This window comes from Bradyrhizobium oligotrophicum (assembly GCF_051168495.1).
Lineage (GTDB): Bacteria > Pseudomonadota > Alphaproteobacteria > Rhizobiales > Xanthobacteraceae > Bradyrhizobium > Bradyrhizobium oligotrophicum_A.
Window position 1 is genome coordinate 104,204 of record NZ_JBNPVB010000019.1, and the last position, 13,632, is coordinate 117,835.

Genomic DNA, 13,632 nt, shown 5'->3' on the forward strand with positions numbered 1-13,632 from the left:
GTGGCAGACGGTAGCGATCAGGCGCTGCGCCGCTTGGCGGTGACTTCGATCTCGACCTTCATCTCGGGCTTGAGCAGGCCGGCGACGACCACCATGGTGGCGGCGGGACGGATGTCGCCGAGGACTTCGCCACAGACCGCGAAATGCGCGTCGGCGTCGTTGACGTCGGTGAGGTAGTAGGTCGCGCGGACGATGTCGGCCATCTCGAAGCCGCCCTCCTGCAGGGCGGCGGCGATGGTCTTGAAGCAGTTGCGTGACTGGCTCGTGACATCGGCCGGCATCGTCATCGTGGCGTAGTCGTAGCCGGTGGTGCCGGCGACGAAGGCGAAATCGCCGTCGACCACGGCACGGCTGTAGCCGAAGCTTTTCTCGAACGGTGATCCGGTAGAGATCAGGCGGCGGGGCATTTTGGACCTCGTCGTGGGGGATTTTCCGCGGTTAAAGAGCTTTTGCTGCACCTGCGCAACCCCTGGCGGGGCAGGTCGGGCGCCGGCTGCCCGAATGCCTAACGCAGCCGCGTGACGTCGGGTCCGGCTGGCGGCGCGCTGCTCCAGCGGCGGACCACGATGTCGCGGACGATCATGATGCCCAGCAGAAGCAGCAGCAGCGTCGGCAGCCATGTCCGCCGCCGCGGCGCGTGCCCGTTGCGGGCGGTTACGCCGCGCATGAGACCATCCGCTCCTTGCGGCCGCGGCGGGCCTTTCGCTCCGGCGTTCCGGTGGCCACGATCAGGCCGGCGGCGCCGTCCAATGCGCCCTCGACCAGTTCCAGGCCGAGCAGGCGCGCACGCTCGAACGGGCCGGGCAGCCCCAGCTCTCGTGTCTTATCCGCCGAGAAGCCGAAGCGGGCGTAATAGGGCGCATCGCCGAGCAGCACCACGGCGCCATGGCCGCGCGACGCCGCGATCATCAGCGCTGCGTTCATCAGCGCCGCGCCGACGCCGAGGCTGCGCGCCTCCGTGGCGACGGCCAGCGGCCCCAGCATCAAGGCACGGCGTCCGCCGGCGCTGACGTGCCACAACCGCAGCGTTCCCACCAGGACGCCGCCGCGCACCGCCGACAAAGCGAGGCCCGCGGCGGGCGCGCGTCCGTCGCGCAGGCGCTGACAGGTGCGCTCATGGCGATCGTCGCCAAAGCAGGCATCGAGCAGCGTCTCGCGCGCGGCGACGTCGGATGCTCGCTCAGCTCGGATCACGAACGGAGCAGCAGTCCGAACAGGCGCCGTGGTTGGGATGCGGAAAGCGGTCATGGCACGTCAGTCCCCGGCCTGCGCGGCGGGCTTTCGCTCGCGCGCAAACACGTGATGTCAGGTTGAAGGTGACGGTCTATCGCTCCCTCCCCCGCTTGCGGGGGAGGGTCGGGGTGGGGGCAGCCCCACCCGGGCTTCTGATCGCCTCACCGCGCGGGTGAGGCAGCAAGCCTGATCAGATGTGATACGTCTTCAGCGGGGGGATGCCGTTGAAGGCCACCGACGAGTAGGTCGACGTATAGGCCCCGGTCCCCTCGATCAGCACCTTGTCGCCGATCGAGAGCGTCACCGGCAGCGGATACGGCAGCTTCTCGTACATCACGTCGGCCGAATCGCAGGTCGGGCCGGCGAGCACGCACGGGGTCGTGTCCGCGCCCTCGTGCGGGGTGCGGATGGCGTAGCGGATCGACTCGTCCATCGTCTCGGCGAGACCGCCGAACTTGCCGATGTCGAGATAGACCCAGCGCAGCTCGTCCTCATCGCTCTTCTTCGAGATCAGCACCACTTCCGACTCGATGATCCCGGCATTGCCGACCATGCCGCGGCCCGGCTCGATGATCGTCTCCGGGATCTGATTGCCGAAATGCTTGCGCAGCGCACGGAAGATCGAGCGGCCGTACTGCACGACCGGCGGCACGTCTTTGAGGTACTTGGTCGGGAAGCCCCCGCCCATGTTCACCATGGTCAGGTTGATGCCGCGCTCGGCGCAGTCGCGGAACACCGTCGAGGCCATCGCCAGCGCGCGGTCCCACGCCTTCACCTTGCGCTGCTGCGAGCCGACATGGAACGAGATGCCGCACGGCTCCAGGCCCAGCCGCTTGGCGAGGTCAAGCACGTCCACCGCCATCTCCGGATCACAGCCGAACTTGCGCGACAGCGGCCACTCGGCGCCGGCGCAATCGTACAGGATGCGGCAGAACACCTTCGCGCCGGGCGCGGCGCGCGCGATCTTCTCGACCTCGGCGGCGCAGTCGACCGCGAACAGCCGGATGCCGAGCGCATGCGCGCGCGCGATATCCCGCTCCTTCTTGATGGTGTTGCCATAGGAGATGCGGTCCGGCGTCGCGCCGGCCGCCAGCGCCATCTCGATCTCCGCCACCGTTGCGGTGTCGAAGGACGAGCCCAGCGAGGCGAGCAGCGACAGCACTTCCGGCGCCGGATTGGCCTTCACCGCATAGAACACGCGGCTGTCCGGCAGCGCCTTGGCGAAGCTCATGTAGTTGTCGCGCACGATTTCGAGGTCGACGACGAGACAGGGCTCGTGGTCCAGACCTTCCTCGCGGCGGTTGCGCAGGAATTCCCGGATACGTTCGGTCATAGCACCCTCCAAACGGCCCCAGCGACGGAGACCCGTTCAAAATGATCTCGACACGGGTGCCTTGGCGTTGCCGCCCGATGGAAAGGCGACAAAACCTCGAACCCGTAGCCGAATTGTGCTGCCGTGGATTGGTTGGGAATTTCCCGCCCGCACACCTGGCAATGAAGGACAAGCCTTTTCAGTAGCCCGCGCCGGCTTTGGACTGCCGGTAGAGACCAAAAAAGCCCGATCCGTCGTTGCTTTAAGTCGCGTCCCCCGTTGAGAGCGGGGTGCGCCGGTTCGCCTCCGGCTGCCAGTCACGGTTGCAAAAGATGAGGTGACCTTCAGCGGCATCTCTTGAGAGAGATGCTGGGCTCCTGGAGCATGACGATCTCGATCGAACTGATCTTGATCGCAACGATCCGAGCGCCCCTCGGTTCCTCATCCCTTGGCGGCTGTCCGGCCTCTTGTCCGGATACCTACCGACTGACACACGACCACAGGCACGTGCGAAATTGGGCAGAAGCGGAAATAAGCGTTTTGAATTTCGTTCGCAAGGCATTTTTCGGCGCCGGGAAAGATTTCCCTAACCTGTGCTTACACGACACAGGCGCGGCGTCATTGTCTGAACGAACGTTAAGCGAGCTTAAAGCTTCGTAACGTTTTCGCGCTTGCTGGACAGTGTTTTCGTGAACTCAGCCGCGCCTGGTGAACGGCTCGATGCGCTGTGCGCCGCGGATGAAGCCGACCATCACGAACACGCCGATCGCGAACAGCACGGCCTGCAGGATGCGCGCGCCCTGATCGCCGAGCCCGAACAGAATCGCGAGCGCCCAGCCGCCGGCGAAGGCCGCGCCGAACACTTCGGCACCGATCAGGATCGCCGCCGAGATGACGGTGATCACGCTCTGCCAGGCGATCTGGCGCGATGCGGTGGAGGTGGGCTGCTGGCTCATGGTCCGGGTCCTCTGAAGAGCGCGCAATCTCTCCGAAATGGCCCCGCCCTTCAAGGGGAAATGACCCAAAAAGGACCGCCTCCGTGATATGAGGGGCGCCTGAATAGTCCGGGGAGCATGAGCCGATGTCCGACACGACCGCCACGACCGACGCCCAGATCAATCCGCTGCTCGTGGCCTGGGAGACCCCGCACCAGACACCGCCCTTCGACGCGATCAGGCCGGAGCATTTCCTGCCGGCCTTCGAGCGCGCCTTCGCCGATCACACCGCGGAAATCACGGCGATTACCCACGATCCGGCCGAGCCGGACTTCGCCAATACGATCACGGCGCTGGAGCGCTCGGGCAAGCTGCTGTCGAAAGTGGCCGCGGTGTTCTACGACCTCGTCTCGGCGCATTCCAACCCGGCGATCCTGGAGATCGACAAGGACGTGTCGCTGCGGATGGCGCGGCACTGGAACCCGATCATGATGAATGCCGTGCTGTTTGGCCGCATCGCGCTGCTCTACGACAAGCGCAAGAGCCTGACGCTCACGGCTGAGGAGCAGCGGCTGCTGGAGCGCACCTACACCCGCTTCCGCCGTGCCGGCGCCGGCCTCGACGACGACGCCAAGGCGCGCATGGCCACGATCAACGAGCAGCTCGCCCAGCTCGGCACCACCTTCAGCCACCACGTGCTCGCCGACGAGCAGGGCTGGTTCCTGGAGCTCGGCGAGGACGACCGCGCCGGCCTCTCCGACAGCTTCGTCGCCGCCGCCAAGGCGGCCGCCGACGAGCGTGGCATGCCCGGCAAGGCGATCGTGACCCTGTCGCGTTCCTCGGTCGAGCCGTTCCTGCAGAGCTCCGCCCGCCGCGACCTGCGCGAGAAGGTGTTCAAGGCCTTCACCGCGCGCGGTGACAACGGCAACGCCAACGACAACAACGCCGTCATCGGCGAGATCCTGGCGCTGCGCGAGCAGGCAGCTCAGATCATGGGCTTTGCCAATTTCGCCGCCTATCGCCTGGAAGACTCGATGGCGAAGACGCCGGAGGCGGTGCGAGGCCTCTTGGAGCGGGTCTGGAAGCCGGCGCGCGCCAAGGCGCTGGCCGATCGCGACCAGCTGCAGGCGCTGATCACGGAGGAGGGCGGCAACTTCCAGCTCGAAGCCTGGGACTGGCGCTATTACGCCGAGAAGCTGCGCCAGGCGAAGGCGAATTTCGACGATGCCGCGATCAAGCCGTATCTGGCGCTCGACAACATGATCGCCGCCGCCTTCGACTGCGCGACGCGCCTGTTCGGCATCACCTTCGCCGAGCGCAAGGACATCCCGGTCTGGCATCCGGACGTTCGGGTCTGGGAGATCACGGACGCGCAGGGCCGGCACAAGGCGCTGTTCTATGGCGACTACTTCGCGCGGCCGTCGAAGCGCTCCGGCGCCTGGATGACCTCGCTGCGCGACCAGCAGAAGCTCGACGGCGACACCGCGCCGCTGATCATCAACGTCTGCAACTTCGCGAAAGGCGCGGACGGCCAGCCGTCGCTGCTGTCGCCGGATGATGCCCGCACCCTGTTCCACGAGTTCGGCCACGGCCTGCACGGCATCCTCTCCAACGTGACCTATCCGTCGCTGTCGGGCACCGCCGTGTTCACCGATTTCGTCGAGCTGCCGTCGCAGCTCTACGAGCACTGGCAGGAGCGTCCCGAGGTGCTGCAGACCTTCGCGCGCCACGCCGAGACCGGCGAGCCGCTGCCGCAGGACCTGCTCGAGCGCTTCCTGGCGGCGCGCCGCTTCAACCAGGGCTTTGCCACTGTCGAGTTCGTGTCGTCGGCGCTGATCGATCTCGAATTCCACACCCAGCCGGCGGCGGCGTCCAAGGACGTGCGGGCGTTCGAGCAGGCGGAGCTGGAGAAGATCGGCATGCCCAGGGAGATCGCGCTGCGCCACCGGCCGACTCAATTCGGCCATATCTTCTCGGGAGACCATTATGCGGCGGGCTATTACAGCTACATGTGGTCGGAGGTGATGGATGCGGATGCCTTCGGCGCCTTCGAGGAGGCCGGCAACATCTTCGATCCCGTGGTCGCCAAGCGGCTTCACGACAACGTCTATTCCTCCGGCGGCTCGCTGGATCCGGAAGCGGCCTATGTCGCCTTCCGCGGCCGCGAGCCGGAGCCGGACGCGCTGCTGCGCCGGCGCGGCCTGCTCGATGTCCCCAAGGCGGCGTGAGATCGCGGCGACGAGCCTGAGGTGATGACGATGCTGCGCTCTTTCCTCGCCATGCTGGCGCTCGTGCTTGGCGCGAGTGCCGCTCACGCCCATCCGCATGTCTGGGTCACCGCGACCAGCGAGCTGCTCTATGCGGCCGACGGCACGCTGACCGGCGTGCGCCACGCCTGGACCTTCGACGACATGTTTGCGACCTACGCGCTGCAGGGTCTCGAGACCAAGCAGAAGGGCGTCTACACCCGCGAGGAACTGGCGCCGCTGGCGCAGACCAATGCCGAGTCGCTGAAGGAATATGCCTATTTCACCTTCATCAAGGCTGACGGCCGCAAGCAGAAGCTGGTCGATCCCGTCGACTATTATCTCGAATACAAGGACACCAAGCTGACCCTGCACTTCACCCTGCCGCTGAAGGCGCCGGTGAAGTCCAGGGAGCTGCAGGTCGAGGTCTACGATCCCAGCTATTTCATCGATTTCCAGATGGCGGAGAAGGATCCCGTCAAGCTGGTCAGCGCTCCCGCAGGCTGCAAGTTCGGCCTGGTCAGACCGAGCGACGGCGGATCCGTCGCGCAGACCATGAACGAACAGACATTCCTGAGCGGCGGGGCGAACGCCAATTTCGGAATGAATTTTGCCAACAAGATCTCAGTGGAATGTCCATGACGCACCGTCGCCCCGTCGCCCGACCGCTCCTCGTCTGCGCTGCGATCCTCGCCGCGTTGATGGCCGCAGACGCGGCCGCGCATGTGCTGCTCGCCAAATCGCCGTTCGGCGCCCCGGCGGAGCCACAGGTCGGCGGCATCGTCGGCTGGCTGCTCGCCAAGCAGTCGGAGTTCTATCGCCAAATGTCGGGCGCGATCCGCGCCGCCAAGCAGGACGGCTCGGCAGTGTGGTGGCTGCTCGCGATCTCCTTCGCGTACGGCATCTTCCATGCCGCCGGTCCCGGCCACGGCAAGGCGGTCATCGCGTCCTATCTCGTCGCCAACCAGGAGACGGCCAAGCGCGGCATCGTGCTGTCGTTTGCCTCGGGCCTGATGCAGGCGCTGGTCGCCGTCGCCATCGTGGGCATCGGCGCCGTCGTGCTCAATGCCACCGCGGCCACGATGTGCAGCGCCGAGAAGGTGGTCGAGATCGCAAGCTACGGCCTGATCGCGCTGCTCGGCGCGCGTCTGGTCTGGGTCAAGGGCGCGGCCTTCCTGCGCACCTGGCAGCCGCCGGCTCCGGCGCTCGCGCTGGCCGGCGCGCCCGCCGCCGCGGTGGCGCATGATCATGGCCATGCGCATGACCACCAGCATCGCGCGCATCATCATGATCACCATGATCACGACCACCATGGGCACGATCATCATGGCCATGACCACCACGGCCACGATCATCACCACGGCCAGGCGCACGCGGCGGCGCAGGCGCATGTTCATCACGACCACGCCCACCATGATCACGCCCACCACGATCACGTCCATGGCGACGATTGCGGCTGCGGCCATTCCCACGGGCCCGCGCCGAGCGAACTCGCCGGCCCCGGCGGCTGGCAGCGCGGTTTCCAGGCGCTCTTCGCCGCCGGCATCCGCCCCTGCTCGGGCGCGATCCTGGTGCTGGTGTTCGCTCTCGCCCAGGGCATGTTCTGGGCCGGCGTCGCAGCCACCATCGTGATGGGCATGGGCACGGCGGTGACCGTCGCCACCATCGCCGTCATCGCGGTCGCCGCCAAGGACGTCGCCCGCCGCCTCAGCGCCGGCCGCGACGGCGGCGGCGCCCTGATCATGCGCGGCCTCGAATTCGGCGCCGCCGGATTGGTGCTGCTGTTCGGCGCCGGTTTGTTGCTGGGCTACATGGCCGCGGAACGCACCACCTGCTTTTAAAGGTAGAAGGGAAGCCCTGCCCGAAAGGAAGGCGGTCGTGAGCCCCATGTAATGATGGGGCCAGGATTGCATCCGTATTTTTGGTGCACCAATGCGCAAAGCTATCCGAAGATGGATCAATCTATACCACCGAACCCGGACGCTCTTGTCTTGGACCCGCGATCACATCTTCAATATGCGCTGCAATAAGATGGTTTCGCGAATCCGATTAGGGCCTGATGGGCTGCGTAAACTAAGCGCATCAATACCAGATCAATTTAAAACTCCAGACGGACAGACAGAGGCGTTGGCACTAGCAACCGGCGTGTTGCGGGTGTTCTTGGGAAGTGAATGGGTTGAGAGGCACGTCATATCTGACAATTCGAAAAAAGGATTTCTCTCAGTCAAAGAGGATGACCCCATCCGACGAGAGATTTCCTTCTTCAGGCTGATGGACCTTGCAGAGATGCTCTGGAATCTGCAGCGAATACCAGGTTTCGACGAGTGCATATGGAGAATGCGAAACGGCGACATAGAAGGAACTCTGGCAGAGTTAAATGTCGGCAGAATGCTTTACCTCAACAAGATTCCTTTTCGATTCGTGATTCCTCAAGGTGTGAAGAAGAAGGACTACGATTTCGACATCATATGCCCCAACGGGCAAGTCGTCTGTGCCGACGCAAAATGCAAGATTGACGAGACGAGCTTCAGCGAAGGAGGAATAAGAGAAGCCTTCCGCGTTGCGAGAGGACAGCTACCGAACGACAAGCCCGGAATCATATTTGTTAAGGTCCCCGAACATTACCTTTCCGATCCGTCGTTTCAGGATAAGTCTATCGAACTCGCTCAGCGATTTCTTGGCGGCGCGAGCCGGATTGCTTCAGTCAAATATTACGTTGAGCCAATACGTTTTTCCGCTAACGTGATGCGCATAGATCTTGCCTATAAAGAGGTGTCAAACCCGCGCACAGATTTTGGCATTGACGTAGATTGGAATCTGTTCCGAAAGCACTATCTGCCGCCACAAGCTTACGGGATGCCTCCGCATTACCAGCGAATCATTCTCAGTCGATTCCGAATAGGGCCGCCAAATGGGCAAGGATGATAAGTACGACGCCGCCGAAGCTCAGGAGAGATTGGAGGCTGGGTTACGTGGCGGACTCAACACCACACCGCAGCCTCTCAAAGCAAAAACTAAGTCGAGAGCTAAACATAAGACTTGCCCCGAGTGCGGACACGTTTTTCGAGGGAACGGCTGGGATGGAATCGACGCGCATTGGCGCGCACGGCATGAAGATAAAATGCCGTATGAAGATGCTTGGCCGTTGATTGCGGCTGGTAAGTACGAGAGGTAGAATATTGAGAGACGGGATTGCTGTCCCGCCTCGATCTGGAGTCGTCAGTAGGGTGGCGCTATTTCAGCGGCAAGAACAGCTCCACGAGCGCCTCGTGCTCCGGCACCTCCGGGAAGAAGCTCAGCCGCTGGCAATAGACCGGGAAGTCGCGGGCGTCCTCGCCGCTGGCCGGGAGCCAGTCGCGATACAAGAAGAGCGCGGCCGGCTCCAGATTGTGGGTGTGGCCGACGACGCGCAGCACGGCGCAGCGGCCGCCGGGAATCTCGCCGGCCTTGACCAGCTCATCATCCGCGGCGATCGGTCGGTCGGTGCCGACGCAGAGATCCACGCTGTAGTCGGCAGGCGAGGCGGGGCGCCGCTCGGAGCGCCAGACGTTGAAGGTGGGACTTGTGCTGGGGTGAAGTCCGGCAGCCTTGCGCCAGGCGATGAAGCGCTGGATCGTGGCGCCGAGCGTCGCCGGATCGCCGCGATGCTCGATGATCGCCACCGGCGTCGGCGGCACGTCACGGATCGTCACGTCGTCATTGGTAAAGGTCTTCTGCATCAGCTTGCTCCTCGCATCGTCGAGAGGCCCGAGGGCCGTAAGCCACGGCTCCCAATCGGGAGAGGTGCGGAACGATGACGGCGATTGCCCGAACCGTTGCCGGAAGGCGCGGGCGAAGGCGTCCGGTGCGTCGTAGCCGGCATCCATCGCGATGTCCGTGACGCTTTGGTCGTCCCCATAAGCGAGCCGGTGGGACGCGCGCTTCAGGCGGGCGAGCTGGACATAGCGATGCACCGACAGCCCGAACGTCGCCGTGAACTGCCGATGGAAATGATACTTCGAGTAGGCGGTCACGCCGCTCAGCGCGTCCAGGTCCAAATCGTCGTCGAGATGCCGGTCGATGTGATCCAGCACCCGCTGCATCCGGGCATGGTAGGTTCGAAGCGCCGCCGTCATCGTTGGGTCTCCGTGGCGGCCCCAGCTAGCCGCATGCGGACAGGGTGTGCTCGACCGATCTTGCGATTCTGTCACGGGCGCCGGCGATCGCCAAATCCGCACCGCGCGGCCGGCCGGGGCAACTCGTCATCGACAGGAGTTTCCGTAAAAAATAATTAGCTTGCTATTTTTCGGAATTCATGATTTTATCCGCGCATCCCGTCCTCATGCAGAGGGGCGTACGCGTCGTCACGATACGTTGAGGCGGGGAGCGGTGGCCGCAGGCCTGTCAGGTGCTTTTGCGCTGGACGATTGGCAGCTTGCGGACGGTCAAGCCGTGTGGTCCTGGCGCCCCGATGCTGGCGCCAAGCCTTGGTGGCATGACGTGTCATCAGGCGACGGGGGCAAACAAGCCGGTCCCCGGGGAGAGCACGGAGCAGCCGTGAAGACCATCGCGCAGGGAAGGCCGGGCGTGTCCGGCTGCACCTGTGGTACCTGCCGCCTGCATTCTTTTTCGCAGGCGGGCCGCAGGCGTCAGCCGACGCCTGGCCTTCCCTGCGCCCTTTGCATTGTCGAGGGGCACCGTGATCGCAAACCTCGGGCGCCATCCGCCGCGAGAATGTGCCGTCACGTCCATCGATTGAGTTGGTGCCGTTTGATCCAACGCTGCTCGAGATATGAAGCCGGCCTCTACCCAATGTCGTCCCGGGCAAGCCGTGACTGCGCGCAGCGCAGTCGCGGCGCCGACCCGGGACCCATACGCCGCGGCGGTTGTGATGGACGAAGTGCCAACCACGCGCCGAGCGGCGCTCCATCGCTGCCGCATGATTCTATGCTGCGCGATACTGCGCCCTCTCCCCTTGTGGGAGAGGGCATGTACGGCCCATCCGCGAACGCGGTTGGGTGAGGGGTCTCTCTCAACGGGCGCAACTCGCGGAGAGCGACCCCTCACCCAACCGAACTTGCCGAACCTTCCTGCATGCCCTCTCCCACAGGGGGAGAGGGCGCATTCATGGGCACCGCGCGGAGGCGGTTCGTTGTTAGTTGCGACTCTGCCGTGCCACCACCTGAGCCTGCCCATGCCCCTGCGGCCGCAGCGCGCGGCCCAAGGCCATCAGGGGGAAGTAATGCCGGTACATGCCGTAGCGCAGCATGAAGGCGCGGGACAGTTCAGGGCCCTGCATCAGCCGTTCCGACAACGCGGGGTCGTTGAGCTTGATGGTCTGGCCGACGCCGTAGCCGGGGAAGCCGGTGCCGGTGAATTCCGGCTCGTCCCAGGTGCCGGCCGACTGGCGCTCGACCAGCCACATGCAGCCGCGCTCGATGGCTTCCTTGTCCTGCGGCCGGTTGGCGGCGAGCAGGGCCATCAGCGCCCACGCTGTCTGCGACGCCGTGGCGGTGCCGCGGCCGACCGCGCTGATGTCCATGTAGGAGGCGCAGCTCTCGCCCCATCCGCCATCGGCCTGCTGGTTGGCGACCAGCCAGTCGCAGGCACTGATGATATAGGGCTGGCTCATGTCCTCGCCGATCGCGGCCAGCGCCGGCAGCACCGCGCCGGTGCCGTAGACGTAGTTGACGCCCCAGCGTCCGAACCACGGACCGCTCGGCTCCTGCTCGCGCCGGATATAGGCCAGCGCCTGCACCATCGACGGATGATTGCGCGAGATGCCGAGCTTGCCGAACGCCTCGACGATATGCGCTGTGACGTCGACCGACGGCGGATCGAGCGCCTCGCCGTAGTCGCAGAACGGAATCTTGGTCAGGATCTGCTGGTTGTTGTCCTTGTCGAACGCGCCCCAGCCGCCGCCCTGGCTCTGCATGCCGATCAGCCAGTCGACGCCGAGCTGGATCGACTCCTCGATGCCCTTGGCCTTCCACCGGGGATCATGGCGCAGCGGCGCCAGCGCGATCAGCGCCACCGCGGTGTCGTCGGTGTCGGGATAGGAGTTGTTGGCGTATTCGAACGCCCAGCCGCCCGGCTTGACGTGCGGCAGCTTCATCGACCAGTCGCCGGGCACGCGGACCTGCCGCTCCAGCACCCAGTTGACCGCCTTGTCGACGGCCTCGGGATAATCGCCGAGCACGCCCGCATCGTCGAAGGCGAGCAAAGTGAGAATCGTGTCCCACACCGGGCTGTTGGTGGCCTGGATGTAGGTGGCCTCGCCGACATCGACGCGCCAGCCGGGATCGTTCAGCGCATCGAGGCCCTTCGCGAGTACCGGATGATTGAGCGGATAGCCCTCGGCATAGAGCGCCATCAGGCCGTAGATCCAGGGCGGCTGGATGCCGCCCCAGGCGCCGTCGAAATCCTGGTGGCGGATCATCCATTCCAGCACGCGGCTGGTGGCCGCCGGCCGGAACAGGCCGAGATTGAGCCTGTTGCCGAGGTTCTGGAGCGCATGCAGCACCTTGTCGGCGCCGCGGAAGAACTTGTCCCAGCCGCCGGCATTGGCCTTGACCGGCAGGTCGTAATCGAACGCCTTGCGCCCGTGCGGGAACAGCGCGTCCAGCCGGTTGTCGGGCGGCAGCGGCCGGCTCGGCCGCCGCGCCGACAGCACGGCGATCGGCATCAGGGTGGCGCGCGCCCATTGCGCGAAATTGTAGATCGAGAACGGAAACCAGAGCGGAAACCAGATCACCTCGGGCGGAATGTTCGGCGTCTTCTCCCACGGCCATTCGCCGATCAAGGCCAGCCAGTAGCGGGTGAAGACGCGGATGTTGCGCAGGCCGCCCTTGGCCTCGATCCACTCACGGGCCCGGCGCACCGCCGGCTCGTCGTCACGGAAGCCGAGCGAGCGGAGCGCCGCATAGGCCTCGACGGTGGCATTGATGTCCCCATTCGGCGCGCCGAAATAGACCTGCCAGGCGCCGTCGGGACGCTGGCTGTCGAGCAGCGACTGCCCCAGGCGCTTGCGCAGGGGGTGATCCTCGAGCCCCATGAACCACAGCGCGAGGCACCATTGCGCCTCCATGCAGGCGTTGGATTCGGCGCGGCCGACCCAGTGGCCATCCGGCTTCTGGGTCGCGATCAGCCAATCGGCCGCCGCGCGCACCGTCGATTGCAGGGCCGTCTCGTAGTTCCCCGGATCGCGCGTGGCGCGCGCGGAGGCCGAGCTGGTCAAAGTCATCACAATCCCTCTGGCGGCCGCACAGCGCCGCTGCAGCAGTCGAATTCACCCCGCCCTATAGGGAATTTCGTCGCCAAATCCAATCAAGAGGCCGTAGCGGACCAGATCAGAGCGGGAACAGAATGCGTACGCAGGGCGGCCGCTCCGCTCTGCATAGCGCAGCCGGCGGCATGTTGGTGTGACGCGGCTCACGCGTCGGGAGCGAGCCGACTGGCCTCAGACCGGCAGGTAATTGCGGATCAGCGGCAGGAAGAAGATCGCGACCGTGATCAGGAAGCCGATCGCCCACAGGATCGAGCGCAGCGTGGGCCGGTTGCCCACATAGGTGAGCACATAGGCCGTGCGCACGATCAGGAACAGTACGGCGAGCTCGTTGATGAGGTTTTGCGGCGCCTCGCGGAACTCGGCGAGCAGCACGGCCGCGGCAAAGAATGGGAACGCCTCGATGCCGTTCTGATGGGCGCCCAGCACGCGTTCGCGGATGCCGCCGTCGTAGAAGCCGGGATCACGGGGCCTGGAATTGTCGAAACGGCCGGCCTGGCGGGCGCTGATCCATTTCGCGGGCAGAATCGTTAACAGGTAAAGCATCACACTGGCGAAAATGCTCAATTCTGCAATCGTCATGGCTCCTCCGGCCCGATGACATCGATGAAATGGCCCTTATCTTGACAATGTCGAAACAAG

At 64.9% G+C, this 13,632-nt stretch carries 12 protein-coding genes; 4 read left to right on the forward strand and 8 right to left on the reverse strand.

Annotated elements, in window-relative coordinates; all coding sequences use genetic code 11:
* Positions 1–17 precede the first annotated feature (17 nt).
* From ACQR1B_RS28860 to ACQR1B_RS28880, 5 genes are all read right to left on the reverse strand, one after another.
* The gene (locus tag ACQR1B_RS28860; protein ID WP_434835778.1) at positions 18–407 is read right to left on the reverse strand and encodes a RidA family protein; all 390 of its coding nucleotides are present in this window, start codon (positions 405–407) and stop codon (positions 18–20) included.
* A gap of 98 nt (positions 408–505) precedes the next feature.
* Entirely contained in the window at positions 506–667 is a 162-nt protein-coding gene (locus ACQR1B_RS28865; RefSeq protein WP_434835779.1) for a hypothetical protein, read from the reverse strand.
* Positions 655–1,248 (reverse strand): GNAT family N-acetyltransferase, encoded by a 594-nt coding sequence (locus tag ACQR1B_RS28870; RefSeq protein ID WP_434835780.1) that lies wholly within the window; start codon positions 1,246–1,248, stop codon positions 655–657. The genes ACQR1B_RS28865 and ACQR1B_RS28870 overlap by 13 nt, the downstream gene beginning before the upstream one ends.
* Before the next feature lie 175 nt (positions 1,249–1,423).
* Positions 1,424–2,566, reverse strand: coding sequence for a type III PLP-dependent enzyme (locus ACQR1B_RS28875; protein ID WP_434835781.1), 1,143 nt, complete (start codon positions 2,564–2,566; stop codon positions 1,424–1,426).
* Positions 2,567–3,240: 674 nt separating this feature from the next.
* Positions 3,241–3,501, reverse strand: coding sequence for a hypothetical protein (locus tag ACQR1B_RS28880; RefSeq protein WP_434835782.1), 261 nt, complete (start codon positions 3,499–3,501; stop codon positions 3,241–3,243).
* 125 nt (positions 3,502–3,626) lie between these two features.
* Between ACQR1B_RS28880 and ACQR1B_RS28885 the strand changes: the two genes are divergently transcribed.
* The 4 genes from ACQR1B_RS28885 to ACQR1B_RS28900 all read left to right on the forward strand — a co-directional run bounded on the left by ACQR1B_RS28885 (position 3,627) and on the right by ACQR1B_RS28900 (position 8,651).
* On the forward strand, positions 3,627–5,708 hold the full coding sequence (locus ACQR1B_RS28885) for a M3 family metallopeptidase (RefSeq protein WP_434835783.1): 2,082 nt from the start codon (positions 3,627–3,629) through the stop codon (positions 5,706–5,708).
* A 30-nt stretch (positions 5,709–5,738) separates the two neighbouring features.
* Positions 5,739–6,368: a DUF1007 family protein gene (locus ACQR1B_RS28890; RefSeq protein ID WP_434835784.1), complete on the forward strand. Its 630-nt coding sequence runs from the start codon at positions 5,739–5,741 to the stop codon at positions 6,366–6,368.
* Positions 6,365–7,567 (forward strand): nickel/cobalt transporter, encoded by a 1,203-nt coding sequence (locus ACQR1B_RS28895; RefSeq protein WP_434835785.1) that lies wholly within the window; start codon positions 6,365–6,367, stop codon positions 7,565–7,567. Before ACQR1B_RS28890 ends, ACQR1B_RS28895 begins: the two co-directional genes overlap by 4 nt.
* A gap of 91 nt (positions 7,568–7,658) precedes the next feature.
* On the forward strand, positions 7,659–8,651 hold the full coding sequence (locus tag ACQR1B_RS28900; protein WP_434835786.1) for a hypothetical protein: 993 nt from the start codon (positions 7,659–7,661) through the stop codon (positions 8,649–8,651).
* A gap of 308 nt (positions 8,652–8,959) precedes the next feature.
* Here ACQR1B_RS28900 and ACQR1B_RS28905 read toward each other — a convergent pair whose 3' ends face one another.
* The 3 genes from ACQR1B_RS28905 to ACQR1B_RS28915 all read right to left on the reverse strand — a co-directional run bounded on the left by ACQR1B_RS28905 (position 8,960) and on the right by ACQR1B_RS28915 (position 13,572).
* The gene (locus tag ACQR1B_RS28905; RefSeq protein WP_434835787.1) at positions 8,960–9,841 is read right to left on the reverse strand and encodes an AraC family transcriptional regulator; all 882 of its coding nucleotides are present in this window, start codon (positions 9,839–9,841) and stop codon (positions 8,960–8,962) included.
* Between the two features lie 1,019 nt (positions 9,842–10,860).
* Positions 10,861–12,948 (reverse strand): squalene--hopene cyclase, encoded by a 2,088-nt coding sequence (gene shc / locus ACQR1B_RS28910; RefSeq protein WP_434835788.1) that lies wholly within the window; start codon positions 12,946–12,948, stop codon positions 10,861–10,863.
* Positions 12,949–13,164: 216 nt separating this feature from the next.
* On the reverse strand, positions 13,165–13,572 hold the full coding sequence (locus ACQR1B_RS28915; protein ID WP_434835789.1) for an MAPEG family protein: 408 nt from the start codon (positions 13,570–13,572) through the stop codon (positions 13,165–13,167).
* Between the last annotated feature and the right edge of the window lie 60 nt (positions 13,573–13,632).

Coding starts and splice junctions, on each gene's coding strand:
- ACQR1B_RS28880 (WP_434835782.1), bottom strand. CDS start 3,501: ATGAGCCAGCAGCCCACCTCCACCGCATCGCGCCAGATCGCCTGGCAG.
- ACQR1B_RS28905 (WP_434835787.1), bottom strand. CDS start 9,841: ATGACGGCGGCGCTTCGAACCTACCATGCCCGGATGCAGCGGGTGCTG.
- ACQR1B_RS28860 (WP_434835778.1), bottom strand. CDS start 407: ATGCCCCGCCGCCTGATCTCTACCGGATCACCGTTCGAGAAAAGCTTC.
- ACQR1B_RS28865 (WP_434835779.1), bottom strand. CDS start 667: ATGCGCGGCGTAACCGCCCGCAACGGGCACGCGCCGCGGCGGCGGACA.
- ACQR1B_RS28895 (WP_434835785.1), top strand. CDS start 6,365: ATGACGCACCGTCGCCCCGTCGCCCGACCGCTCCTCGTCTGCGCTGCG.
- ACQR1B_RS28885 (WP_434835783.1), top strand. CDS start 3,627: ATGTCCGACACGACCGCCACGACCGACGCCCAGATCAATCCGCTGCTC.
- ACQR1B_RS28915 (WP_434835789.1), bottom strand. CDS start 13,572: ATGACGATTGCAGAATTGAGCATTTTCGCCAGTGTGATGCTTTACCTG.
- ACQR1B_RS28900 (WP_434835786.1), top strand. CDS start 7,659: ATGCGCAAAGCTATCCGAAGATGGATCAATCTATACCACCGAACCCGG.
- ACQR1B_RS28875 (WP_434835781.1), bottom strand. CDS start 2,566: ATGACCGAACGTATCCGGGAATTCCTGCGCAACCGCCGCGAGGAAGGT.
- ACQR1B_RS28870 (WP_434835780.1), bottom strand. CDS start 1,248: ATGACCGCTTTCCGCATCCCAACCACGGCGCCTGTTCGGACTGCTGCT.
- shc (WP_434835788.1), bottom strand. CDS start 12,948: ATGACTTTGACCAGCTCGGCCTCCGCGCGCGCCACGCGCGATCCGGGG.
- ACQR1B_RS28890 (WP_434835784.1), top strand. CDS start 5,739: ATGCTGCGCTCTTTCCTCGCCATGCTGGCGCTCGTGCTTGGCGCGAGT.